We start from the raw sequence: 22,438 nt of genomic DNA on the forward strand, positions 1-22,438 counted from the left end.
CTCAGGCTTGCTCATTTACAAGGCCCACACTCTCACGTCGGCACCGGCATCCAGGCTCGTAACGCTGTCGGGGATCTCGATGAGGACACCAGCTCTCGCCATCGCCGCGACCAGGTGCGAGCTCGCCCCTGCAACCTGTTCGACGAGCACGTCATCGATGATGACGCCGCGGAGAAATTGCCGCTTGCCTGCGATGGACACGATGGGTTTCGCGAGGCGGAAGGAGGCCAGCTGATCGACCGGCCGCCCAGCTGCGCGGTGCAGCAGCGGCCGCACGAACACGACGAATGAGACCTGCGTGCTGACGGGATTGCCGGGAAACGAGATCACGGGAACGCCGTTGAGCACGGTCGTTGCCTGCGGGCCGCCCGGCTGCATGTCGACGTGTCCAACGGATGCGCCGAGCGGCTCGAGCACGTCACGCACGACTTCATAGGCCCCCATCGAGATGCCGCCTGAGGTGAGCACCAGGTCGGATGCGGCGACCGCGTCATCGAGGATGCGACGAAACGCGGCAGGGTCGTCGGTGCTTCGTGCCGCGTATGAGACAACGGCGCCGGCCTCGGAGACGGCGGCGACCAGAGCCGTCTGGTTGGCGTCGAATATCTGGCCTGGGGCGGGCTCTGCGCCGTCGCCGACGAGTTCTGCGCCGGTGGTGATGACCGCGACCCGCAGTTTGTGGCGGACCAGCACGCTGTCGATTCCGGCAGCGGCCAGGGCGGCAAGGTGCCGGGGAGCCAGGAGCGTGCCAGCGGGCACGAGCTGTTCACCGGCCCGCAAGTCGCTGCCGCGTTCGCGGACGAACTCGCCGGCCGCTCGCGGTCGGGTGATGGTGATGCGGGGCGAAGGGGCCTGGGTTGAATCGCTGGACTGGCCTGGCTCGCTGGACTGGCCTGGCCCGTTGTTCTGGTCTGCCTCGCTGAACTGGCCTGCCTCGGCGGCCCGGGTGTCTTCCACAGGGACGATGGCATCGGCGCCCGCCGGGATCGGTGCTCCCGTCATGATGCGTGCGGCGGCGCCCGGCAGCAAAGCATTCGGCACCCCAGGGCCAGCCGGCACCTCGTCGCTGACGCTGAGGGTGACCGGCACGGTGGCGACGTCGGCCGCACGAACCGCAAAGCCGTCCATCTGAGAATTGCGAAACAGCGGCAGGTCGACAGCGGAGTGCACGTCTTCCGCGGCGACCCGCCCGAGGGCGTCACGCAAGAGGACGGACTCCGTGCCGAGGCCGGCCAGGCGAGGCGCCAGCATCCGCTCGACCAGGCGGGCGTGATCGTCAACGGTGGTCATGGACTCAGTATTGCGCGTTCGGGGCCGCTATTTCGGTATCGGTGCCGGTCAGTAGCGCGCGAGATTCTGGTCGATGTCCCTCGCCCAGACATCGATTCCGCCGGTCAGGGTCATCGTCTGCGGCAGCCCGGCCTGCACGAGAATCTGCTGGGCTCGCTCCGCGCGCGGTCCGTGGTGGCAGTACACGATGACCGTGGCGCCCTGGAGGGCCGTTGCGACGCCGGCTGGATCGTCGAAGACGTCTTGCTCGAGCTCGCCGAGTGGCACGAGCGCTGCGCCATCGATGATGGCCAGCTGCGCTTCCCACGGCTCGCGCACGTCGATCAGGGTGATTGAATCGCCGCGCCTGAGCCGCGCCTGCAGGTCGGGTGCGCTGATGGCGCTCTGTGTGTGAGCGGATGCCACGCCGAATGCGACGCCGGAAGCAACGCCAGAGTCCTCGCTGGGCGTGATGCCGCAGAACGCGTCGTAGTCGATCAGCGCGGCGATGGGGGCGGCGAGCGGATCCCGTGAGTATGCGACCTCGCGGAATGTGCCGCGCAGGCTGTCGTAGGTCGTGACCCGGCCGAGAAGGGGTTCGCCGACGCCTGTTACGAGTTTGATGGCCTCTGAGACCAGGATGCCGCCAATGACGGCGCAGACCGAGGGCAGCACCCCGGCCTCTGCGCAGCTCGGCACCGTGCCAGGCGCCGGCGGCTCGGGGAAGAGGTCCCTGTACTGCGGTGCATGAGCGGCCCAGCTCACACCGGCCTGCCCGCCGAACTGGTGCACCGCGCCCCACACCACGGGCAAACCGGTGAGTGCGGCCGCGTCATTGGTGAGATAGCGGGTCGGAAAGTTGTCACTTCCGTCAATGATGAGGTCGAAGTCGGCGACGATCGCGAGGGCGTTGGCCGCGTCGAGCCGCGTGTCGAAGGTGATCACGGTGGTGTCGGCATCCAGTGCACTGATTGTCTCGGCCGCGGACGCCACCTTGGGCCGGCCAAGATCTGCCGGAGTGTGGATGATCTGGCGCGGCAGGTTGCTCGCCTCAACGCGGTCATCGTCGATGACCCCGATCGTGCCGAAGCCCGCGGCGGCGAGGCCGGGAAGCACCGCGCTGCCGAGCCCGCCTGCGCCAACGACGAGCACACGCGCGGCACGGAGGCGCTGCTGGGCTGCTGGTCCGAATCCGGGCAGCATCTGCGTGCGGGAATACCGCTCTTCGCGGTCAACGGACAGCGGCGCACCCGGTGCGACCAGTGACGGGATGCTGCGTCGTTCGTCCATGCGAACAGCCTACGTTCGCGCGTGCTGCCTGTGCCGCTGCGTTCCACTGATTCGTACTGCCGATTCGTGCTGCTAATTCCTCGTGCTGATTCGCGGTGCTGATTCGTGCTGCCGATTCGGGCTCGATACGTTCCCCACGTGCGTGTGTACGATGCGTACGCATGACAGAGAAAACTGACTACTTCGCCGGTGATCCGCGTACGAATCGTGAGCGGATGCTGGCGGGCGACCTCTACGTCGCCGACGACCCCGTCAGCATCGCTGAGGCGCAGCGCGCTGTACGGCTAGCCAACCGGTACCTGGCCGTTTACGCCGAGGACCCTGTCGCCGCGCGGCCGATCCTGGCCGATCTGATCGGCAGTCTGGGGGCCGATGTCGAGATCAAGCCGCCGCTGTTCGTTGACTACGGCAGCTACATCACGATCGGCGCCGGCACCTTCATCAACTACAACTTCACCGCGCTCGATGTCTCTCCGATCACGATCGGTCGGGACTGCCAGATCGGCCCGAACGTGCAACTGCTCACGCCAACGCATCCGCTTGCGCCCCAGCCTCGCCGCGACAAGCTCGAAGCGGCGCTGCCCATTGTCATCGGCGACAACGTCTGGCTTGGCGGGGGAGCGATCGTGCTTCCCGGTGTGACGATCGGCGACAACAGCGTTATCGGCGCTGGCTCTGTGGTGACCAAGGATGTGCCGGCCAACGTGGTCGCCGTCGGAAACCCGGCGCGCGTCATCCGTTCGATCTCGTAGCCAGCGGATGCCGGAGGCTCGCCTTCTGCCCGTGCGACGCCGATAGGTCACAGCTCGGTCACAGCGCTGGTGAGCCTGCCGGAGCGGCCGACGGCTATTGCTACCGTGTGCAGAAGGAACGGCAATGGGGGTTGGCATGTTGACAGGTGCAATTATCGCGTCGGGTGGTGGGCTCATTGTGATCGTCGTGGTGATTATTCTCGCGATGACTCTGACGCGGCGCCATCGCCTCGACCAGTCGCGTAAAACCGGGCCACAGAGCGCGGAGAGCGCGGAACAGGCTGAGGCGCTGCGCAGCGTGCAGGAGCAGATCGAGCGCGGGAGTCGCCTGCTCTAAGCAGTGCGGCGGCGGCGCAGCAGGCGCAGTTCTTGCGTTGCTCTTGTATCTCAGTTGTATTTATCTCACGGTGATCGATCTGCTGTCCAGGCCGGTCGCGCCGTCTGGAACCACGTTGGTGACCTTGGCTGTCTGAACCAGCCCGTTGGCATCCGTCGCCCGAACCCGCAGGCTGTGTGTGCCGGCGGTCGCTGGCCACACCCATTTCCACTGGCGCCAGGTATCGATGGAGAGCGCGTCGGCCAGGGTGGCGGTGTTCCATTCCCCATCGTCGACCCGCACCTCGACGGCGCTGATCCCGGTGTGCTGTGACCACGCGACACCGGCTACGACCACGTCCCCGGCGTCGACGGTGCCCCCTGATGGCACGTCGATGCGCGACGACAACTTGATCGGCCCCTGTTCAGACCAGCCCCGATCGGTCCAGTACGACGTTGCGGCATCGAAACGCGTGACCTCGAGTTGCACGACCCACTTGGTGGCAGAGACGTAGCCGTAGAGGCCAGGCACGACCATTCGAACCGGGTAGCCGTGCTCAAGAGGAAGCGGGGCGCCATTCATGCCAATGGCCAGTATGGCGTTGCGATCGTCGGTGAGGGCCTCGATGGGTGTACTGGCCGTCCAACCGTCCTGGCTGCGCGACAGGACCATGTCGGCGTCGGCCAGCGGCTTCGCCTGCGCCAGCAGATTCCGAATCGGATACCCGAGCCAGGTTGCATTCCCAATGAGGTCGCCGCCCACCTCGTTCGACACGCACGTGAGGGTGGTCGTGCTCTCCTCGAGCGGCAACTTCAGCAGGTCGTCGAACGTGAGCGTGACCTCGTTCTCCACCATGCCGGTGATCTTCAGAGTCCAGTTCGCCGGGTCAATGCCGGGGATCTGCAGCGCCGTGTCGATGCGATAGAAGTCAGCGTTCGGCGTGATGAGGGGAGTGAGTCCAGGCACGTCGAGGGATGCGGCCGGGGGGATAGGCGGAGCAGTGACCGCGGGCTGCGGGAGCGTGAAGATCGCACGGGTGGCGCTTGCCGCGCGGTACCCGGTCGAGATCACCTGTCCAGCGATGAGGGCAAGCATGCCGATTCCCGCGCCGGTCCCTGTCGCGGTGAGAAATCGGCGCCGGGTGAGCGCTTCACGGGGAGTGACTCCGGCGGATGAAACGGATGTCGCCGCCTCGTGCTCGAGATCGCGCAAGCGCCGAGTGAGAAGCTGCAGGAGATACGCGCCAATCAGCACAGCGACGACGGATGGCACGGCATCCATCACCGACGCGCCGGCACGGGTGAGTGCTGCGGCGACACCGATGGCCCCGCCGAGCAGGATCAGCAGGCGACCAAACGGTGGCCGTCGATACTCCAGGATGCCGGCGGCAGCCGCTCCGACGAGCAGCACAATCGCGAGTGACACGATGAGCACGGCCTTGTCTGCTGTGCCGAAAGCGGCAATGACGGCGTCCTTGAGCCAGCCCGGCACGAGGTCGATCACGAGAGCCCCGACGACGAGAATCGGGCTGCCGTTCTGCGCGACGAGTGCGCTGACCAGCTCAGCTGCGCCCACTCCGGCGAGTACGGCGGCGCAGCCGGCCGCGACCTGCCACCAGGCGCTGGATGACGGCCGGGCTGCGTCTCGGGGAACCATGTGGCGAGCATACGAACGGATGCTGTGATCCGGTCGAGCGTTGGCCGGTGTGTTCACGCAGCCCGTGCGCAGCTCAGCGCGCGGCGGTGCCGGACTTCACGTGACCGAGAGCCGCGACCACGATAGTGATCGCGGCGGCGATGCCGAGGCCCAACGCCATGTCAACGTGCAGCGCTGCGGCGCCGACCAGCGCGCCGAGCCCGATCAGGACCACGGCCCCAGCGCGACGCTTCCACTGCTGGCCGGTATTGCCTGCAAAGCGTGAATCCGCGGCCAATCCGGTGAGGGTCGACGTGACGACGACAGTAGTGACGTCCTTCACCGCGATGTGCCTGGCGGTGCCCGCCTGCATGCCCATCGCGAAACCAAGGGCGCCTGTGATCACGAACTGGAGTGCGAGCGGAATCTCACCGGCAAACGGAAGCACGACGACGGCGGCACCGGCGAGGATGGCGCCGACGACACCGAAGAGGGTGGTCGACCTGCCGGTCCAGCCGGAGGGAATCGGACGGAGCACGCGTCCTGCGACGGCGGCGCCGAGCATGAAGCACGCCAGCGCAACCACCGGACCGACGATCGGCAGGTCATCTGCACCGAGCAACCCCATGCCAAGGATGACGACGTTTCCGGTCATGTTGCCGGTGAAGACGCGGTCGAGCCCGAGGTAGCCGACTGCGTCGATCACACCCGTTGAGAACGTCAAAGCGAGCATGAGCATGAGGTGGAGCTTGTCCTGCTCTGCGGTCTTCGACATTGTTCTCCTTGGCGTTATGGCGGTCGGTTGCCGAGAGCAATCAAAGCGTATGTGGCTCGAGTGCGTAAATCCGCGGGTGGTGAGTAGCCCCCGCTTCAGCTGTGCTTCAGCTGCTCCGGAGTATCGACGTCCCTGCCGTCGCCCAGGTCGCCGCACTCCACCAGTGCAGCCCCAGCCGTGCGGAGGTACCCACGCCCGCCAGTGTCGCCCGCCAACCCGGCACTGAACTCGGCCCAGTGGTCCCGTCCAACGACCACGGGGTGACCTGGCCGCGCGTCGAACGTCGCCTGGCGCAGGGTGTCCTGCGTCACGCCGTCGGTGAGGCGGGCCATGACATCGCTGGAGAGGCCCGGCAGGTCGACGAGGGTGATCACCACCGCCGGCGCGGATGGGGCGTGCTCTGACACGGCGGCCATCCCGTCTCGCAGCGATTCGCCCATGCCTGCGCTCCAGCGGGCGCTCACCACCGGCAGGACACGCTCATCATGGGGGAGCAGCTGCCGGGCGGCATCCGCTTCAGCGCCGAGGACCACCACGATCGGATCGCAGCCGGCACCCTGCAGGAGGGCAATCGCGCGGACAAGCCACGGCACGCCATCCGCTCCTCGCACCAGCGCCTTCGGGAGTCCCATGCGGGTCCCGGCACCGGCTGCCAGCAGCAAGCCGGCGCAGGATGGGCCGGCGCGGGATGGGCCGGCGCGGGATGGGTCAACGTCGCTGGGGCCAGCAGGCTTCGTCATGACCACAGTCAACCGCTAAAGCGCAGCGGATGCACTCACGAAGGCACACAGATGCCGTCGGCCTCTTCAGGTGCGAACAGCATGCGACCCGCACGGTGTGAACTGCGCGGTGTGTGAGCTGCTCCGTGAATCAGTAGCTGGTGCGCGCCGTGTCTGCCAGCCAGGCATCGAACGGCGCTGTGGCGCTCGGCAGCCGGTTGCTGACGAGCTCGGTCGGCCAGGTTGCCCGATCACGCGTGAACAGCTCGTAGAACTCGCGATCATCGAATCCGCCACGTGCGGCGTCATCGCGATCGGCGGCGAAGACAATGCGGTCGACGCGCGCCCACAGGGCGGCGGACACGCACATCGGGCAGGGCTCGCATGACGTGTACAGCGTCGCTCCGGCCAGCGAGAACGCACCGAGGGCGGCGCATGCAGCGCGGATGGCCTGCACCTCAGCGTGAGCAGTCGGGTCGCTGTCGCGCGTCACACGGTTCTGCCCGGTGGAGACCAGTTCTCCGTCCAGCGTGATGAGCGCGCCGAAGGGCCCTCCGCCGTCCGCGACATTGGCCACGGCCAGATCGACCGCGTGCTGCAGCCACTCGGCATCGGCTGGCGCAGCACCCCCGGGAACGGCGTTGACGCCACTCATGCGAGACCTGCCCATACGAAACCTGCCCAAGCGCGAATGCCCACCACGTCGAATTCCTGGTTCATGTGTCCTCCGGAGGTTGACGGTAGCAGCCGCTGATGTCGGACATGTGTCAGGCCATCAGTGGCGCGCGCCCAGCTAGCCGGGAAGTATCGTCGTCACCCAGGCCGTGCCGGCGCGCCGGTACTCGACGCGAGTGCTCGGCCCCTCTGTATCGCCCCGCCAGAAGGTGATGCGAACGGGAACGACGCGAAAGCCGACCCAGGTGGCCGGTACAGCGAGCGTGCCCTCAGGGTGAGCAGAGCTGAATTCCGCCCAGCGTGCGTGGCGGGCGTCTTCGGGCAGCGCGGCGATCTCCGGCGTGTTGAGCCACGCGAGCAACTGGAGATAGCGGGACGTGTCGGCATAAGCATCCGCTGCCTGTTCGCGGCTGGTCAGTTGGGCATCGCCCTGCAGCGTCACCTGTCGGCCGAGCTCCGGCCATGCGAGCACGAGGGCAACCCGGGGGTTCGCGGCCAATTCTTCGGCTTTACGTGAGCGGATGTCGGTGTGAAAGTACACCGCTGAGCCATCGAACGCGCTCAGCAGCACACTGCGCGCGTCTGGGTAGCCGTCGTCACCGATTGTGCTGAGCGTCATCACGGGGCGTTGCTCGCTCTCGGAGCCTGGCAGCCACTGGCCGAGAAGCGCGAGGGGATCGACGGCCGTGTTCATGCTGAGGGTGCTGAACCGTGAGCGCCAGACGCCGCCAAAGTCGCAACGAGAGCCACGAGGTCATCCATGCCGCTCTCGTCAGGCACGATGGTTCCGGCGGCGGGGAGCAGCGCAGAGTTGTAATACAGCCCGTCGCAGAGAAGCATGACCGCGCGGGCGACGGTGGGGTCATGCACGTCGAGCTTGATGACCTCCAGATACTGGCTCTGCATAGCCTGCAGCGCCTCCTTGACCTTGGGGTGCGATCCCTGGGCCAGGTGGGTGGCGGCGATGATTCCGCGGTCCAGCGGGCTGCCGATCGACACCGACGAGCGAACGAAATAGGCCACGATGCCTTCCGGCGCCGCTCGCATCCGCACAACGTCCTCGGCAACCGCGGCGAGGAGGCGATCGGTCATCCCGTTTGCGAGGGCATCCTTCGAGGTGAAGTGGTAGAGCAGGCCCCCCTTGGAGACGCCGGCCTTCGCTGCAACGGCCTCGAGGGTTGCGGCGCGCTCGCCGTCTTGGATGAGGATGTCTTCGAATGCGTCCAGCAGTCGATCACGGGTGGTAGGGGTCAATGTCACGTCCACATCGTATCCAGAGAGTCCGGGGCCTGCCGTGTTACTATACCGTCCAGCCGGTACAGTAACGAAATGTTCACCGACACTGACACTGAGCTAGCTGTCATCGACCTAGCTGACATTGAACTAAGGGGAACCAGCGTGACGACGCCCATCGAAACGGATGCCACGACCGCCGCTCGCGGTCGCGGCAGCGTGCCGATAACTGGGCGCGCCCAGCCGACAACAGGGCGCGCCCAGCCGCGAGCCGGTCGCAAGCAATGGATAGCCCTGGTCGTCCTGATGCTGCCGGTGCTTTTGGTGTCGGTCGACAACACTGTGCTCAACGTCGCGCTGCCTGCCATCTCGAAGTCCCTCGAGCCCACTGGTGCCGGACTGCTCTGGATCGTCGATATCTACCCGCTGGTGCTCGCGGGCCTGCTGGTGTCCATGGGCAGCCTGGCCGATCGCATCGGGCGCCGCCGCTTGCTCATGGTCGGCTCCGTCGGGTTCGCCGTCGTGTCGGTGTTCGCCGCCTTCGCGCCCACCACTGAAATGCTGATTCTCGCTCGGGCGCTCCTTGGTGTGTTCGGCGCCATGTTGATGCCGTCAACGCTGTCGCTGCTGCGCAGTATCTTCGTCAACCGCGACCAGCGCCGATTGGCGATTGCGGTCTGGGCGTCTGCCTTTGGCGCAGGTTCTGCACTCGGACCGATCGTCGGGGGAGTGATGCTGGCCAACTGGTGGTGGGGCTCAGTCTTCCTGATCGCCGTTCCCGTGCTGGTGCCGCTTCTGATCCTCACGCCGATCCTCATTCCGGAGTCGAAGGACCCGAAGCCGGGCCGCATCGACGTTCCCAGCATCCTGCTGTCGTTCGCCACCATGGCCCCGGTCGTCTACGGCATCAAATCACTGGCGACTGAGGGGCTGAATCTTGTCGGTGGCCTCACCATGGTGGCAGGACTTGCGGCCGGCACGTGGTTCGTCCGTCGCCAACTGCGCCGTCCAGACCCCATGCTTGATGTGCGCCTGTTCAGCCGCGCGGCATTCAGCGGGGCCGTCATGGTCAACCTGCTCAGCGTCATCGCGCTCGTCGGCGGGCTCTTCTTCGTGGCGCAGCACCTCCAGCTGGTACTCGGGCAAGATCCGATCGACGCTGGTCTCACTCTGCTGCCCGGTTCGGTGGCCATGATCGTGGCCGGCCTCGTCATCGTGCCTATTGCCAGGCGGGTGCGGGCGAGCATCGTGGTGCCGGTCGGCCTCCTCATCTCGGCGAGCGGATACGCGGCAGTTGCGATGATGGCCGGCGACCTCAGTGCGGTCACACTCATGATTGCCTTCGTCGCCCTTGGTGTCGGCATCGGGGCCGCCGAGACCGTGTCGAACGAGATCATCCTGTCTGCTGCCCCGGCGAACAAGGCTGGGGCGGCATCCGCTATTTCCGAAACGGCCTATGAGTTCGGGGCTGTACTGGGAACGGCGATCCTCGGCACGATGATCACCGTTGCGTACCGCGCGGCGATCGTGCTGCCCTCCGGCTTGTCCGCTGACGCGGCGCGCGCGGCAGGGGAGACCATCGGTGGCGCCGCTGCGGTGGCAGACGGACTGCCGGCCGCCCAGGCCGAGGCGCTGATGGAGTCCGCGCGGCACGCCTTCGATAGTGGTGTTGGCGTGACGGCCTGGATCGGTGTTGCCCTGGTGCTGGCCGCGGCCGTCATCGCTGCGCTGACTCTCGGTCGCTCGAACGAGGACACGGCTCAGGTCGAGTAGTCGGCCAGCTCGGGTAGTCAGCCAGGTCGGGCAACCAGCCCCGATCCAGGAATCGGCTAGATCGAGAGGCTCTCGCCGGGCTGCAGCGGGTGGTATTCGCCGCCTGCGCCCTCTGCGGCACTCTTCAGGCGCACGTCCGCGAGGTCTTTCCCGATCCGGGACAGCACGATGTCGTGGGTGGGGAAGACGCGCTGGGCGCCGACCGCTGTCACAAAATCCATTGACTCACCGATCTTGAGCCAGGGAGCGCCGGCAGGAGCGGCGAGGGTGTTCACCTCGACGCCGTCCGGGATGGTGAAGGAGTCTCCTGGGTAGTACAGCGTGTCGTTGACGAGCACGCCCACGTTGTCGATCACCGGGATCGACGCGTGGATCACGGCGTGCTTCTCTCCGAAGAAGCGCAGGGTGAATGGGTCGATCTCGATGACGTCACCATGAGCGACCACCTCGATGTTGTAGTCGGGTGCGGCCGCAGCAACCCCGGCCGGACCGAAGAGCCGAACGTCTGGATTCATCTCGATGACTCGGTCGAGCTGCTCTGGAGTCCAGTGGTCAGCGTGCTCGTGGGTGATGACGACCGCGTCAGTACCCGCCGTGTCTGTGAGGGGCGTGGTGAAGTTTCCTGGATCGATTACCAGTTTGTGCGAGCCGATCTGCAGGAGAAGGGCTGCGTGCTCAAGCTTTGTCAGTTCCATAGGGCGAGCTAATACCCAATCGATCGGTGGCGCAACGTGACTAATTGTCACCGCACTCTTCCCTCAGTGCCGGTGCGCCAGATACTGTGGTGGCACCAGCCTCCCCGGCACGTGGAAAATCTGCCACCGCGTGCCGCGTTTTTACGTGGGTCTTCCTCAATTTGGAAAGCACGTGATCTGTGTGGCATACTCATTGAGTTGCAAAAACGGCCCCATCGTTTAGCGGCCTAGGACATCGCCCTCTCACGGCGGTAACGCGGGTTCGAATCCCGCTGGGGTCACAACTGCCCGATTCCCTTATTTTATAAGGGAATCGGGCTTTTTTCGTTAAGTGCCCTCAACTTCAGTTTACGAAGCGGCAGCGCCGCTCGATTCGGTGAATGCGAATGCTGCTGTCAGCCAGCAGGCCCGAGAAGAATCGCGAGCAGTGCCAGCGCGCCCCCGACGATGAACAGCAGGGTGCCGAGCCGCATCGTCCACGTCTTGTTCCGGTCGGCGGTGGGAACGTCGACTTCCAGGATCGGGCAGCCAGACCAGCCGAGCAGTCCAACGCTCAGCGTGACCAGAGCGGATGCCACCCACCACGCGACTTGTCCACTCACTGACAAGACGGCTGGCCGCCACCCGGACGCCAGCAGGAGACCAAGCGTGACGGCGACGCTGCCAACAGCCGCCGCGAACCACACGGTGCCCGTCCACATGATGCGTCGCACATTCTGCTCGGCACTCATCAAGTCCTGAGTCACGGTGCCAGCTAACCACTCCTCAGACGGGATGGTCAGGCCTGTGCCGGCGTACAGTGCTGGTCGGGTAGGCTCTTACGGGTGAAGGGGAGTATCCCTCTGGACTCGATTCGGGTCCTATGCCGTGATCGTCAGTACGGGCCGCATCGTCGGGGTCCCGGGCACGGTGGCATCAGAATCTTGATGCGGGAGAGACTTTCAGATTCCGTGCTGCGTCCAGCACATCCCTTCCTTCGAAAGGTCCTCCGTGGAACTTCAGCTCCCCATCGCATTTGAAGTCGGATCCCTCGTCCTCTTGACGCTGATCCTGGTTGCGGATCTCCTGCTCGTTTTCAAACGCCCGCACATTCCATCGGTCAAAGAGTCAACGCTCTGGGTGGTCTTCTACATTGTGCTCGCGCTCATCTTCGCCGCCTGCATGCTGTACTTCGCCGATGCGGAACATGCCGGGCAATTCCTGGCCGGCTGGCTCACGGAGTACAGCCTGAGCATCGACAACCTGTTCGTGTTCGTGATCATCATGTCCAGGTTCAAGGTGCCGAGGAAGTACCAGCAGGAAGTGCTGATGGTGGGAATCATCATCGCCCTCGTCCTGCGCGGAATCTTCATCCTGCTCGGTGCATCGCTCATTGAGAACTTCAGCTGGATCTTCTACATCTTCGGCGCATTCCTGCTCTACACAGCCGTACACCAGGCTGTGGCCAAGGAAGACGACGGCGACGGCGAGAATGGCTTCATCCGCTTCCTGCGTCGCCACATGAAAATCTCTGAGGGCTACGACGGATCCAAGATTCGCACCGTCATCGACGGTAAGAAGTTCTTTACGCCGATGCTCATCGTCTTCATCGCAATCGGCACGACAGACCTGCTCTTCGCGCTGGATTCCATTCCGGCCATCTTCGGAATCACGACGAGTCCGTTCATCGTCTTCACGGCGAATATCTTCGCCCTGATGGGCCTCCGCCAGCTCTACTTCCTGCTTGGCGGGCTGTTGGAGCGCCTCGAGTACCTTAAGTACGGCATCGCGTTCATCCTCGCCTTTATCGGTGTGAAGCTCGTGCTCCACGCGCTGCACACCAATGAAGTGCCGTTCCTGAACGGTGGCGAAGGCTTCGAATGGGCGCCGGAGATCGGCACCTGGACGTCGCTCGCCGTCATCATCATTTCCATGGCGGTCGCCACAATCGCTAGCCTGATCAAGGCGAGTCATGATGCACGTAAGCGCGGTCACACTCTCGCAGAGGAAATTTCCCACCCGATCGAGGAGTAACCGCACGTGACGCGCACTGGAGAGAGCTACCTGACACTTCCGCTCTCGCGAATTCAGATCCTGTTCAGTGCGCGGAGCGATGTCGGCATGGTTCGCACCGCAAACGAAGACAGCATGATGACCCAGTCGCCGGTCTTCCTGGTGGCAGATGGCATGGGTGGTCACGCCAGGGGAGATGCGGCCAGCCAGACCGTCGTGCGCGTCTTCGATGAGCACATCGCGCAGGGCGAACCGTCAACCCCTGAGCGAATCCTCGACGCCATCCACTCGTCGAACGATGCGGTCAGAGACCTCAGCGCAACGGATGACTTCGGTACGGCAATCTCGGGCACCACGCTCACCGGCGTCGCATTCGTCGACGCCGGTGACGGGCTCGGCTACTTCTGGATGGCGTTCAACGTTGGCGATTCCCGCCTCTACCGCTGGGATGGCCGACACCTGCGGCAGATCAGCGTCGACCACTCTGCCGTGCAGGAACTCGTCGACGCCGGCCTCATCTCGCTCAGCGACGCAGAGCACCACCCTGAGCGGAACGTCATTACCAGGGCGATTGGGGCAGACGAGTTTGTCGATCCTGATGTGTGGATGCTGCCCGTCGGCGCGGAGGATTCCTTCTTGCTCTGTTCAGACGGCCTCACCAAAGAACTCGACGCGCACGACATCGAACGCATAGTTGCCCGGCGCGCTGCCACACCTGAGGCGCGCAGCACCATCGCGGATGCACTCGTCGAGGCCGCGATCTCCCGCGGTGCTCGCGACAATGTGAGCGTCATCTTCATTGACTCGTTCTCCACCACCAGCCTGCCCATCAGCACGCCGGATGAACCCAGCCCCACGCCAGATACTCCGCCAGTCGGTTAGCGCGTCGCACCGGTTGAAGGTGTTAGCCTGAAGCGTGCTGTTCGGTCGACTTCTTCTTCTGTGCCGCGACGAGCCCCAATTTTAAAGGCCATTCTCGTCGCGGAGTTCGTCGTTGGCTGACCACCAATCACTGAGGAAGACGCACCATGACTAACGCAGCATTTGCGAGTGATCGCCCCCGCACCCTGGCCGAGAAGGTCTGGGACAAACATCTGGTCGCCAAGGGCGAAAACGGCACGCCAGACCTGATCTACATTGACCTGCACCTCGTGCACGAGGTCACCAGCCCCCAGGCATTCGACGGCCTGCGCGTGGCCGGTCGCCCCGTTCGGCGTCCAGACCTCACCATCGCAACGGAAGACCACAACACGCCGACGCTGGCCATCGACCGGCCCATCGCCGACCTCACCAGCCGAACGCAGATCGAGACGCTGCGCCGCAACTGCGAGGAATTCGGCATCCGCCTGCACTCGCTGGGAGACATCGAGCAGGGCATCGTGCACGTCGTCGGCCCGCAGCTCGGCCTGACCCAGCCCGGCATCACCGTCGTCTGCGGCGACTCACACACCTCAACCCACGGCGCCTTCGGTGCCATGGCGTTCGGTATCGGTACCAGCGAGGTCGAGCACGTCATGGCCACGCAGACCCTGCCGCTGAAGCCGTTCAAGACCATGGCCATCACCGTTGATGGTGAGCTGCGCCCCGGTGTGACGGCCAAGGACATCATCCTGGCTGTGATCGCGAAGATCGGCACCGGCGGTGGACAGGGCTACGTGCTCGAATACCGTGGCAGCGCCATCCGCTCGCTCTCCATGGAGGGCCGCATGACGATCTGCAACATGTCGATCGAGGCCGGCGCCCGCGCCGGAATGGTCGCACCAGACCAGATCACCTACGACTACCTGCAGGGCCGTGCACACGCGCCGGCCGGCCAGGACTGGGACGACGCTGTCGCCTATTGGGACACGCTCGCCACCGATGAGGGCGCAACGTTCGATGCAGAGGTCATCCTCGACGCGAACACCCTCGAGCCTTTCGTCACCTGGGGGACCAACCCCGGCCAGGGTGTCTCGCTCTCAGAGTCGGTTCCGAACCCGGCAGACATCCAGGACGCCAACGAGCGCTCGGCTGCAGAGCGCGCGCTGGAGTACATGGATATCGCCGCCGGAACGCCGATGAAGGACATTCGCGTCGACACCGTCTTCCTCGGCTCATGCACGAACAGCCGTGTCGAAGACCTGCGTGCCGCGGCGGAGATCGTCAAGGGCCAGAAAATGGCAGACGGCGTGCGGATGCTCGTCGTGCCCGGTTCTGCCCGCGTGCGTATCGAAGCAGAGGCTGAAGGCCTCGACAAGATCTTCACCGAGTTCGGTGCAGAGTGGCGTTTCGCCGGCTGTTCCATGTGCCTCGGCATGAACCCAGACCAGCTGGCCCCAGGCGAGCGTTGCGCGTCGACCAGCAACCGAAACTTCGAGGGCAGGCAGGGCAAGGGCGGGCGCACGCACCTCGTTTCCCCGCTGGTGGCCGCGGCCACCGCAATCAGGGGTACGCTGTCGAGCCCCTGGGACCTCATCACAGCGTCAGCGTCCACGTCGACCTCGACAGAGCAGGAGGCTCAGTAGCCATGCAGAAATTCACCACTGTCACCGGCGTTGCCGTGCCGCTCCGTCGCTCGAATGTCGACACCGACCAGATCATTCCTGCGGTCTTCCTCAAGCGCGTCACCAAGACCGGCTTCGAAGACGCGCTGTTCTACGGATGGCGCCAGGACCCAGACTTCATCCTGAACCAGCCCGCATACCAGGGCGCCCGCGTCCTGGTCGCCGGCGCCGACTTCGGCACTGGTTCCTCTCGTGAGCACGCCGTGTGGGCACTCCGCGACTTCGGTTTCGATGTTGTGCTGAGCCCGCGGTTCGGCGACATTTTCCGGGGCAACTCCGGCAAGCAGGGGCTGCTCGCCGGCACCATCAGCGAAGCGGATGCCGAGCTGCTGTGGACGGCAATTGAGGCAGAACCCGGAATAGAACTGACCGTCGATCTGGTTACTAAAACTGCTCGGCTGGGTACGCTCTCAGTTAGCTTCGACATCGACGATTACACTAGATGGCGGCTGCTGGAAGGACTCGATGACATCGGTCTTACCCTGCGTGATGAAGCGCGAATAGCAGAATTCGAATCCCAACGGGAGTCATGGCGACCCCAGACACTCCCCGCAAAGTAGGTAATTAGTGAGCACACTCGGCGAAGACGCGCAGAACCACGGTGCTGCCGTCGGTCTTCTCGGCGACAGGATCACCATCCGCGGCGGTATTCCGCTTGTCGGACGCATCGAACTCAAAGGGGCTAAAAACCTCGTTACGAAGGCGATGGTCGCAGCTCTCCTCGGAGAGAGCCCCAGCATCCTGAAGGATGTCCCCAACATCAGCGATGTGCGCATCGTCCGTGGACTCCTCGAGGTCCACGGTGTGAAGGTGACGGACGGCGCCGAAGAGGGCGACCTCATCCTCGACCCCGTCAACGTTGAGAGCGCGCACTTCGCCGACATCGACGCGCACGCTGGTTCGTCGCGCATCCCGATCCTCTTCTGCGGCCCGCTGCTGCACCGTCTCGGCGAAGCGTTCATTCCAGACCTCGGTGGCTGCCGCATCGGCGACCGCCCCATCGACTACCACCTTGAGGTGCTGCGCAAGTTCGGCGCCGTCGTCGAGAAGCAGCCCAACGGCATCCGCATGTCTGCACCCAACGGCCTCAAGGGCACCAAGGTCGACCTGCCGTACCCGAGCGTCGGAGCCACTGAGCAGGTTCTGCTCACGGCTGTGCGCGCAGAGGGCATCACGGAGCTCAAGGGCGCCGCGATCGAGCCAGAGATCATGGATCTCATCAACATCCTGCAGAAGATGGGTGCCATCATCACGGTCGACACCGACCGCGTGATTCGCATCGAGGGCGTCGAGCGCCTCGAGGGCTACCGTCACCGTGCACTCTTCGACCGCAATGAGGCAGCCAGCTGGGCTGCCGCAGCGCTGGCCACCGACGGCGACATCTTCGTCGGCGGAGCCAAGCAGGCCGAGATGCTCACCTTCCTCAACGTCTTCCGCAAGGTCGGCGGCGCATTCGAGATCCACGATGACGGCATCCGCTTCTACCACCCAGGTGGAGACCTGAAGCCCGTCATCATCGAAACGGATGTTCACCCCGGCTTCATGACCGACTGGCAGCAGCCGCTCGTTGTCGCGCTCACCAAGGCCAAGGGCATGTCGATCGTGCACGAGACCGTGTACGAGCAGCGCTTCGGTTTCACCGACGCCCTGGTCGAGATGGGTGCAACCATCCAGATCCACAAGGAATGCCTCGGCGGACATCCCTGCCGATTCGGCCAGCGCAACTTCAACCACTCGGCCGTCATCCTGGGCCCGGCGAAGCTGCACGGTGCCGACATTGAGGTCCCCGACCTGCGCGGTGGCTTCAGCCACCTGATTGCGGCGCTCTCTGCAGAGGGAACGTCGACGGTCAGTAACGTCGGAATCATCAGCCGCGGCTATGAGAACTTCATCACCAAGCTGGCGTTGCTCGGGGCGGACTTCGATCTCGAAGGATAATGAGTCTGTGACCGCACCGAATTCAGCGCCAGACTCAGCACCCGCTTCCCCTCACCGAACCAGTACCAAGAAAGTTCGCTCTGAGAAGAGCCGTCCGTCGGTGTTCTGGCTGTTGGCCGGTATCGCGCTACCCGTGATGAACCTGGCTGCCAGCTACGACATCAGGGACCGCGACAAGTTCCCGCGCACGGGGGCGTTCGTTTTCGCGCCCAACCACTACAGCGAGATCGATCCCGTTGTGATGGGCGTCGTCGCCTGGAAGCTTGGCCGGTTGCCGCGCTTCATGGCCAAGGGATCACTGTTCAAGATTCCGGTCGTCGGCTACCTCTTGAAGAAATCGGGACAGATTCCGGTTCAGCGTGGTGGGTCTGTGCGCGGCAGCGAGCCGGTGAAGGCCGCGGAGCTTCTGGTCGAAAAGGGCCAGATGGTTGTCGTGTACCCAGAAGGGTCGCTCACGCGCGACCCTGACCTGTGGCCGATGCGCGGCAAGACCGGCGCCGTGCGTGTCGCACTCGAGCAGGGGATTCCCATCATCCCCGCCGCTCACTGGGGCACGCAGGAGCTCATGCCCCGCTATTCCAAGAAGATCAGCATTTTTCCGCGTAAGCGCATCATTGTGAAGATCGGTGATCCTCTCGAACTCACGGAGTTCAGGGGCCGCCCTCTCGACAGCGCAACGCTCACCGAAGCGACGGCCGTTGTCATGGCAGCCATCACCGTGCTCCTGGAAGACATCCGCCAGGAAAAGGCACCCGCAGAGCGCTGGAACCCTGCAGCACACGACCAGAAAGAGACAGGCCGTTTTGAAGCCTAAAGTTCAGCCGCCGACACGAGTCGCAGTACTGGGAGCCGGCAGCTGGGGGACGACCTTCGCGAAAATTCTGGCAGACGGTGGAGCGGATGTCGTGCTGTGGGCCCGGCGTCCTGAGCTCGCCAAGGAGATCTCAGAGGCTCGTCGCAACAGCGACTACCTGCCAGGCATCAACCTGCCGGCAAACCTTCGGGCCACGTCGAGCCTCGAACTCGCGCTGCAGGGCGCAGAGCAGGTCTTCGTGTCTGTGCCGAGCCAGTCCCTGCGCGAAAACCTGATCGCCGCAGAGCCGTTCCTTGCGCCAGATGCCATCATCGTGTCGCTGATGAAGGGCGTCGAGCGCGCCACTGGCTTGCGCATGAGCGAGGTCATCGCCGAGATCCTCCCGATCTCGAGCGATAAGATCGCCGCGATCTCCGGCCCGAACCTGGCGCTGGAAATCGCCAAGGAGCAGCCGACGGCAGCCGTGGTCTCTTCCGCGAGCCTGGAGACCGCCCAGGCGGTTGCTTTGCTGGCCAGCAACCGGTATTTCAGGTCATACGTCAACACCGACGTCATCGGCACCGAGTTCGGCGGCGTGCTGAAGAACCTCATCGCCGTGGCGATCGGCATCGTCGACGGTGTCGGCTACGGCGAGAACACCAAGGCCTCGATCATCACCAGGGGACTCGTCGAAATGACGGACTTCGCCGTGGCATATGGTGCCCAGGCCGAAACACTTGCGGGACTCGCGGGTCTCGGCGACTTGATTGCGACCTGCCAGTCGCCCTTGTCGCGCAACAATACAGCTGGCCGTCTTCTCGGCCAGGGTTACAGCTACAACGACGTGGTGAAGCAGATGCAGCAGACGACAGAGGGACTCGCCTCTGTCGGACCAATTCTGGAGCTCGCCACGGCTCGCGGTGTTGAGATGCCGATCGTGGAGCAGGTGCGCCAGGTCCTGGCCGGCACGCTCGCTCCGCGGGATATCGCGCCTCACCTCACCACCGACTCTGGGCAGCCTCAGGGCGAAAGGACGATTGATGACGGACAAGCTCACGGTAGCGCTGCTCTTTGGGGGGCGTTCAAGCGAACATTCGATCAGCTGCGCCACGGCGGGCGGAGTGCTGGCGGCAATTGACCGCGAGCGTTACGACGTCATTCCCATCGGGATCACGCGCGACGGCGCCTTCATCCTTGAGGACGACGATTCGGCCAAGTTCACGCTTGATGTCGACGCGTTGCCAGAGATTGTCGACAACGGCACCCGCGTGCGCTTCCCGGAGAGCTCTGCGACGCGCGAGCTGACCGTTGTGGACGCCGACGGCGTCAGCCGGTCACTCGGCACCGTCGACCTGGTCTTCCCAATCCTGCACGGACCGTTCGGCGAGGACGGCACGCTCCAGGGCATGCTCGAACTCGTCGGCCTGCCATACGTCGGATCAGGCGTGCTCGCCTCCGCGCTCGGCATGGACAAGCACTTCACCAAGACTGTCTTCGCGCAGGCCGGGATTCCGGTCGCGCCGTGGCGCACCATCACCGCAGCACAGTGGGCCTCCGACGAGGGGCTCGCATACGCGGCAGTGGCCACCCTTGGTCTCCCGGCATTCGTGAAGCCGGCCAGAGCCGGGTCCAGCGTCGGTGTGAGCAAGGTCTCGGCCGTCGAAGACCTCGCGGCCGCGATGGAACTCGCTCTCGCCGAAGACAGCAAGGTGCTCATCGAATCGACGCTCGTCGGCCGCGAAATCGAGGTCGCCGTGCTCCAGGGCCGCCCGGGGGAGCCGACACGGGCATCCGTGGCTGGCGAAGTGGTGGTCACCGGCCGGGACTTCTACGACTTCGAGGCCAAGTACCTCGACGCCCCAGGCATCGACCTGGTGTGCCCGGCGGCACTGACCGATGCAGAGCTCGCCGACATGCAGGCGCTGGCAATCAGGGCATTCGAGGCGATCGACGCGAGCGGACTTGCTCGAGTTGACTTCTTCCTCACGTCCGACGGCTGGGTCATCAACGAGATCAACACGATGCCGGGCTTCACGCCCATCTCCATGTTCCCGAGCTGCTGGCTGGCCAGCGGGTACACGTACCCGGCACTTATCGACGAACTCATCGAGGTTGCGCTGTCACACGCAGCCTGACCTGTTTTCCGGTGGTCGAGGAGGCCTTTCACGGCCGTCTCGTGGGCGAATGGCCTCGTGGATTTCAGTTGGGCGCGCGGAAACGCGCCTGGCGCGCGATAAAGCACGCGCCTGGCGCGTTTTCGCGCGCCAGAATTCGATTGCCGGGAGTGCACGGCCGTTCTCGGCCAGTGCCAGGCCACGCAGCGGAGGCCTCAGCTCGAGACCCGGGGCTTGGCTGACCTGTGCCGCCAGGCTCGTGCCGCCAGCGAGGTGTGGCTACGGGGTCGGAGCGGTTGAGGCGCCATCCGTTGGCAGAATGACGTCCTCTGCACCGACACACTGGCCAGTGGCCGGGATCGACGACACTGCGGAGGCCAGGTCGACGAGTGCTGTCGAGCCGGAGACCTTGTCCGAGTCGATCACGATTTCGACGGCTGGGTCGCGCCCGTACGTCGTGTAGCGGTATGTGGGTGCCTCTGAGTCGTCTTCCAGCCAGTCAATGCCGTTCACGTTCAGGCACGGTGTCGTTGTCGGGCCTGGCACGTCGACGCCGCAGTGCAGCAGGACGGCAGCCGGATCGCCCCATGCCCCGGTGGCCTGCGCGTTCGTTTCGCGTTCGGGCTGGTCAGCGACCGAATCGGGCAGGCGCACAATCACGTCTGCGCACGTGGGGTTGTTGGCATCCGCTGCAGGCTGCAAGGGCACTGCTGCGGTGCAACCGGTGAGGAAGAGGCTGGCGGCGGCAACGCTGAGCGCGGCGGACAGGCGGATGCGGGCAGATCGGGGAGTCATCCCTTTCAGGCTACCGTTTGAAGCATGACACTTTCTGCGGGCGACGATTCCGTTCTCGATGACGACGAGCTGACCCTGGCCGATCTCAGCGAATCTGAGGTGCTCGCGCGCATCTTCCCTCGGCTGCCGTCGGCACGCGCTGAGCTGCTTGGGCCAGGGGATGACGCGGCGATGGTCGCGGCTCCTGACGGCCGCTACGTCGTCACGACCGACATGATGGTACACGGCCCTGACTTTCGGTTGGCGTGGTCGAGCCCGACCGATCTCGGCTGGAAAGCCGCCGCCACGAACCTGTCGGATGTTGCAGCCATGGGCGCCACCCCGACCGCGCTGTTGATGGCGATTGCCGCTCCACCGTCCACGCCCGTTTCCGTGCTTGAAGGCATCGCAGACGGACTCAGGGAGTGCTGCGCTGCCCTCGCACCGGCGTGCGGCGTCGTCGGGGGAGACCTGTCGGCATCCGCTGTCTTGACGCTGGCCGTCACCGCCATCGGCGATCTTGAGGGTCGCGCCCCCGTGCTGCGCTCAGGCGCACGCGCCGGTGACATGATTGCGCTCTCCGGGCGGATGGGCCAGGCAGCCAGGGGGCTCAACCTGCTGTTCACCCACGCTGTCGACGCCGACGGTGTGCCCAATGCGAACTTGGCGGCAGGAGTTGCGGCCGGTCACCCAGATCTCATTGCGGCGCAGCTGCGGCCCGAGCCGCCGGTCAGCGACGGCCCGCGGGCAGCGGATGCCGGTGCAACGTCGATGCTCGACGTCTCAGACGGCCTGGCCATTGACGCCGGCCGCATCGCCCGTGCGAGCGGCGTCGGCTTCGACTTCGATTCGGCGGCGCTCGGCGATGCCCCGGAGATCGCGCTGAACGGCGGGGAGGACCACGCCCTGCTCGCTACCTTCCCTGCAGGCACCGTGCTGCCGGGCGGTTTCGTCCGCATCGGAACGGTGACCGCCGACAGCGGCGTCATCGCCGTGGACGGCAGCCCGCACGGCCAGGGCGGCTGGGACCCGTACCGCGGCTGGGATGGCGCGGCCGCGGGATAACCGCCGCATCCGCTCGCCGTTCCGCTGCATTCGCGCTCGCATTCCTGCGGCTGGTCGCTCCGGTCGTCGCGAATACAGGAAGCTCGA

General features: G+C 65.0%; 23 protein-coding genes and 1 tRNA gene. 13 read left to right on the forward strand and 11 right to left on the reverse strand.

Annotated elements, in window-relative coordinates:
• Positions 1 to 15 precede the first annotated feature (15 nt).
• Positions 16 to 1,290, reverse strand: coding sequence for a molybdopterin molybdotransferase MoeA (locus tag AC25Z0_RS02825; RefSeq protein WP_488132243.1), 1,275 nt, complete (start codon positions 1,288 to 1,290; stop codon positions 16 to 18).
• A gap of 48 nt (positions 1,291 to 1,338) precedes the next feature.
• Entirely contained in the window at positions 1,339 to 2,559 is a 1,221-nt protein-coding gene (locus AC25Z0_RS02830; RefSeq protein ID WP_488132244.1) for a ThiF family adenylyltransferase, read from the reverse strand.
• 161 nt (positions 2,560 to 2,720) lie between these two features.
• On the opposite strand from AC25Z0_RS02830, the gene AC25Z0_RS02835 reads away from it, so the two are divergent.
• Positions 2,721 to 3,311 carry a sugar O-acetyltransferase gene (locus tag AC25Z0_RS02835; RefSeq protein WP_488132245.1) on the forward strand — a complete coding sequence of 197 codons (591 nt, stop codon included), beginning with the start codon at positions 2,721 to 2,723 and terminating at the stop codon, positions 3,309 to 3,311.
• 124 nt (positions 3,312 to 3,435) lie between these two features.
• The gene (locus AC25Z0_RS02840) at positions 3,436 to 3,648 is read left to right on the forward strand and encodes a hypothetical protein (RefSeq protein ID WP_488132246.1); all 213 of its coding nucleotides are present in this window, start codon (positions 3,436 to 3,438) and stop codon (positions 3,646 to 3,648) included.
• A gap of 60 nt (positions 3,649 to 3,708) precedes the next feature.
• Here the strand turns inward: AC25Z0_RS02840 and AC25Z0_RS02845 are convergent, their stop codons facing one another.
• From AC25Z0_RS02845 to AC25Z0_RS02870, 6 genes are all read right to left on the reverse strand, one after another.
• Positions 3,709 to 5,283 (reverse strand): molybdopterin-dependent oxidoreductase, encoded by a 1,575-nt coding sequence (locus AC25Z0_RS02845; RefSeq protein WP_488132247.1) that lies wholly within the window; start codon positions 5,281 to 5,283, stop codon positions 3,709 to 3,711.
• A gap of 73 nt (positions 5,284 to 5,356) precedes the next feature.
• On the reverse strand, positions 5,357 to 6,037 hold the full coding sequence (locus AC25Z0_RS02850) for a YoaK family protein (RefSeq protein ID WP_488132248.1): 681 nt from the start codon (positions 6,035 to 6,037) through the stop codon (positions 5,357 to 5,359).
• Positions 6,038 to 6,132: 95 nt separating this feature from the next.
• Entirely contained in the window at positions 6,133 to 6,777 is a 645-nt protein-coding gene (locus tag AC25Z0_RS02855; protein WP_488132249.1) for a nucleotidyltransferase family protein, read from the reverse strand.
• A 130-nt stretch (positions 6,778 to 6,907) separates the two neighbouring features.
• Positions 6,908 to 7,411, reverse strand: coding sequence for a nucleoside deaminase (locus AC25Z0_RS02860; RefSeq protein WP_488132250.1), 504 nt, complete (start codon positions 7,409 to 7,411; stop codon positions 6,908 to 6,910).
• A gap of 138 nt (positions 7,412 to 7,549) precedes the next feature.
• Positions 7,550 to 8,125, reverse strand: coding sequence for a pyridoxine/pyridoxamine 5'-phosphate oxidase (locus AC25Z0_RS02865; protein WP_488132251.1), 576 nt, complete (start codon positions 8,123 to 8,125; stop codon positions 7,550 to 7,552).
• Positions 8,122 to 8,691: a TetR/AcrR family transcriptional regulator gene (locus AC25Z0_RS02870; protein WP_488132252.1), complete on the reverse strand. Its 570-nt coding sequence runs from the start codon at positions 8,689 to 8,691 to the stop codon at positions 8,122 to 8,124. The genes AC25Z0_RS02865 and AC25Z0_RS02870 overlap by 4 nt, the downstream gene beginning before the upstream one ends.
• Positions 8,692 to 8,760: 69 nt before the next feature.
• Between AC25Z0_RS02870 and AC25Z0_RS02875 the strand changes: the two genes are divergently transcribed.
• A complete protein-coding gene (locus AC25Z0_RS02875; RefSeq protein ID WP_488132253.1) occupies positions 8,761 to 10,437 on the forward strand; it encodes an MFS transporter in 1,677 nt (558 codons plus the stop codon).
• Positions 10,438 to 10,493: 56 nt separating this feature from the next.
• Here AC25Z0_RS02875 and AC25Z0_RS02880 read toward each other — a convergent pair whose 3' ends face one another.
• The gene (locus tag AC25Z0_RS02880; RefSeq protein WP_488132254.1) at positions 10,494 to 11,132 is read right to left on the reverse strand and encodes an MBL fold metallo-hydrolase; all 639 of its coding nucleotides are present in this window, start codon (positions 11,130 to 11,132) and stop codon (positions 10,494 to 10,496) included.
• A gap of 208 nt (positions 11,133 to 11,340) precedes the next feature.
• Between AC25Z0_RS02880 and AC25Z0_RS02885 the strand changes: the two genes are divergently transcribed.
• Positions 11,341 to 11,413: transfer RNA gene (locus AC25Z0_RS02885), tRNA-Glu, on the forward strand.
• A gap of 114 nt (positions 11,414 to 11,527) precedes the next feature.
• Here AC25Z0_RS02885 and AC25Z0_RS02890 read toward each other — a convergent pair.
• Positions 11,528 to 11,878 (reverse strand): hypothetical protein, encoded by a 351-nt coding sequence (locus tag AC25Z0_RS02890; RefSeq protein WP_488132255.1) that lies wholly within the window; start codon positions 11,876 to 11,878, stop codon positions 11,528 to 11,530.
• A 244-nt stretch (positions 11,879 to 12,122) separates the two neighbouring features.
• Here AC25Z0_RS02890 and AC25Z0_RS02895 point away from each other — a divergent pair, with 244 nt between their 5' ends.
• From AC25Z0_RS02895 to AC25Z0_RS02930, 8 genes are all read left to right on the forward strand, one after another.
• Positions 12,123 to 13,145, forward strand: coding sequence for a TerC family protein (locus AC25Z0_RS02895; protein ID WP_488118752.1), 1,023 nt, complete (start codon positions 12,123 to 12,125; stop codon positions 13,143 to 13,145).
• A 6-nt stretch (positions 13,146 to 13,151) separates the two neighbouring features.
• Positions 13,152 to 14,006 carry a PP2C family protein-serine/threonine phosphatase gene (locus tag AC25Z0_RS02900; protein ID WP_488118753.1) on the forward strand — a complete coding sequence of 285 codons (855 nt, stop codon included), beginning with the start codon at positions 13,152 to 13,154 and terminating at the stop codon, positions 14,004 to 14,006.
• Positions 14,007 to 14,152: 146 nt separating this feature from the next.
• Complete coding sequence (gene leuC, locus AC25Z0_RS02905) at positions 14,153 to 15,628, forward strand: 3-isopropylmalate dehydratase large subunit (protein WP_488132256.1); 1,476 nt, start codon at positions 14,153 to 14,155, stop codon at positions 15,626 to 15,628.
• A 2-nt stretch (positions 15,629 to 15,630) separates the two neighbouring features.
• Positions 15,631 to 16,227 (forward strand): 3-isopropylmalate dehydratase small subunit, encoded by a 597-nt coding sequence (leuD, locus tag AC25Z0_RS02910; RefSeq protein WP_488132257.1) that lies wholly within the window; start codon positions 15,631 to 15,633, stop codon positions 16,225 to 16,227.
• A gap of 7 nt (positions 16,228 to 16,234) precedes the next feature.
• Positions 16,235 to 17,605, forward strand: coding sequence for a UDP-N-acetylglucosamine 1-carboxyvinyltransferase (gene murA / locus AC25Z0_RS02915; protein ID WP_488118756.1), 1,371 nt, complete (start codon positions 16,235 to 16,237; stop codon positions 17,603 to 17,605).
• Positions 17,606 to 17,612: 7 nt separating this feature from the next.
• Complete coding sequence (locus AC25Z0_RS02920) at positions 17,613 to 18,419, forward strand: lysophospholipid acyltransferase family protein (protein WP_488118757.1); 807 nt, start codon at positions 17,613 to 17,615, stop codon at positions 18,417 to 18,419.
• Complete coding sequence (locus AC25Z0_RS02925; RefSeq protein ID WP_488118758.1) at positions 18,409 to 19,536, forward strand: NAD(P)H-dependent glycerol-3-phosphate dehydrogenase; 1,128 nt, start codon at positions 18,409 to 18,411, stop codon at positions 19,534 to 19,536. The genes AC25Z0_RS02920 and AC25Z0_RS02925 overlap by 11 nt, the downstream gene beginning before the upstream one ends.
• Positions 19,439 to 20,533: a D-alanine--D-alanine ligase family protein gene (locus AC25Z0_RS02930; protein WP_488132258.1), complete on the forward strand. Its 1,095-nt coding sequence runs from the start codon at positions 19,439 to 19,441 to the stop codon at positions 20,531 to 20,533. The genes AC25Z0_RS02925 and AC25Z0_RS02930 overlap by 98 nt, the downstream gene beginning before the upstream one ends.
• 258 nt (positions 20,534 to 20,791) lie before the next feature.
• Here AC25Z0_RS02930 and AC25Z0_RS02935 read toward each other — a convergent pair whose 3' ends face one another.
• Entirely contained in the window at positions 20,792 to 21,307 is a 516-nt protein-coding gene (locus tag AC25Z0_RS02935) for a DUF3515 domain-containing protein (protein ID WP_488132259.1), read from the reverse strand.
• Positions 21,308 to 21,331: 24 nt separating this feature from the next.
• On the opposite strand from AC25Z0_RS02935, the gene thiL reads away from it, so the two are divergent.
• The gene (gene thiL / locus AC25Z0_RS02940; protein WP_488132260.1) at positions 21,332 to 22,351 is read left to right on the forward strand and encodes a thiamine-phosphate kinase; all 1,020 of its coding nucleotides are present in this window, start codon (positions 21,332 to 21,334) and stop codon (positions 22,349 to 22,351) included.
• Positions 22,352 to 22,438: the final 87 nt, after the last annotated feature.

Source organism: Leifsonia sp. Y862 (genome assembly GCF_057669585.1).

What these genes read in the sequence shown, in the direction of transcription:
- AC25Z0_RS02835 (WP_488132245.1), top strand. Translation starts at nt 2,721, where the DNA reads ATGACAGAGAAAACTGACTACTTCGCCGGTGATCCGCGTACGAATCGT.
- AC25Z0_RS02850 (WP_488132248.1), bottom strand. Translation starts at nt 6,037, where the DNA reads ATGTCGAAGACCGCAGAGCAGGACAAGCTCCACCTCATGCTCATGCTC.
- leuC (WP_488132256.1), top strand. Translation starts at nt 14,153, where the DNA reads ATGACTAACGCAGCATTTGCGAGTGATCGCCCCCGCACCCTGGCCGAG.
- AC25Z0_RS02880 (WP_488132254.1), bottom strand. Translation starts at nt 11,132, where the DNA reads ATGGAACTGACAAAGCTTGAGCACGCAGCCCTTCTCCTGCAGATCGGC.
- AC25Z0_RS02865 (WP_488132251.1), bottom strand. Translation starts at nt 8,125, where the DNA reads ATGAACACGGCCGTCGATCCCCTCGCGCTTCTCGGCCAGTGGCTGCCA.
- AC25Z0_RS02830 (WP_488132244.1), bottom strand. Translation starts at nt 2,559, where the DNA reads ATGGACGAACGACGCAGCATCCCGTCACTGGTCGCACCGGGTGCGCCG.
- thiL (WP_488132260.1), top strand. Translation starts at nt 21,332, where the DNA reads ATGACACTTTCTGCGGGCGACGATTCCGTTCTCGATGACGACGAGCTG.
- AC25Z0_RS02860 (WP_488132250.1), bottom strand. Translation starts at nt 7,411, where the DNA reads ATGAGTGGCGTCAACGCCGTTCCCGGGGGTGCTGCGCCAGCCGATGCC.
- leuD (WP_488132257.1), top strand. Translation starts at nt 15,631, where the DNA reads ATGCAGAAATTCACCACTGTCACCGGCGTTGCCGTGCCGCTCCGTCGC.
- AC25Z0_RS02840 (WP_488132246.1), top strand. Translation starts at nt 3,436, where the DNA reads ATGGGGGTTGGCATGTTGACAGGTGCAATTATCGCGTCGGGTGGTGGG.
- AC25Z0_RS02930 (WP_488132258.1), top strand. Translation starts at nt 19,439, where the DNA reads ATGACGGACAAGCTCACGGTAGCGCTGCTCTTTGGGGGGCGTTCAAGC.
- AC25Z0_RS02845 (WP_488132247.1), bottom strand. Translation starts at nt 5,283, where the DNA reads ATGGTTCCCCGAGACGCAGCCCGGCCGTCATCCAGCGCCTGGTGGCAG.
- AC25Z0_RS02825 (WP_488132243.1), bottom strand. Translation starts at nt 1,290, where the DNA reads ATGACCACCGTTGACGATCACGCCCGCCTGGTCGAGCGGATGCTGGCG.
- AC25Z0_RS02935 (WP_488132259.1), bottom strand. Translation starts at nt 21,307, where the DNA reads ATGACTCCCCGATCTGCCCGCATCCGCCTGTCCGCCGCGCTCAGCGTT.
- AC25Z0_RS02855 (WP_488132249.1), bottom strand. Translation starts at nt 6,777, where the DNA reads ATGACGAAGCCTGCTGGCCCCAGCGACGTTGACCCATCCCGCGCCGGC.
- AC25Z0_RS02875 (WP_488132253.1), top strand. Translation starts at nt 8,761, where the DNA reads ATGTTCACCGACACTGACACTGAGCTAGCTGTCATCGACCTAGCTGAC.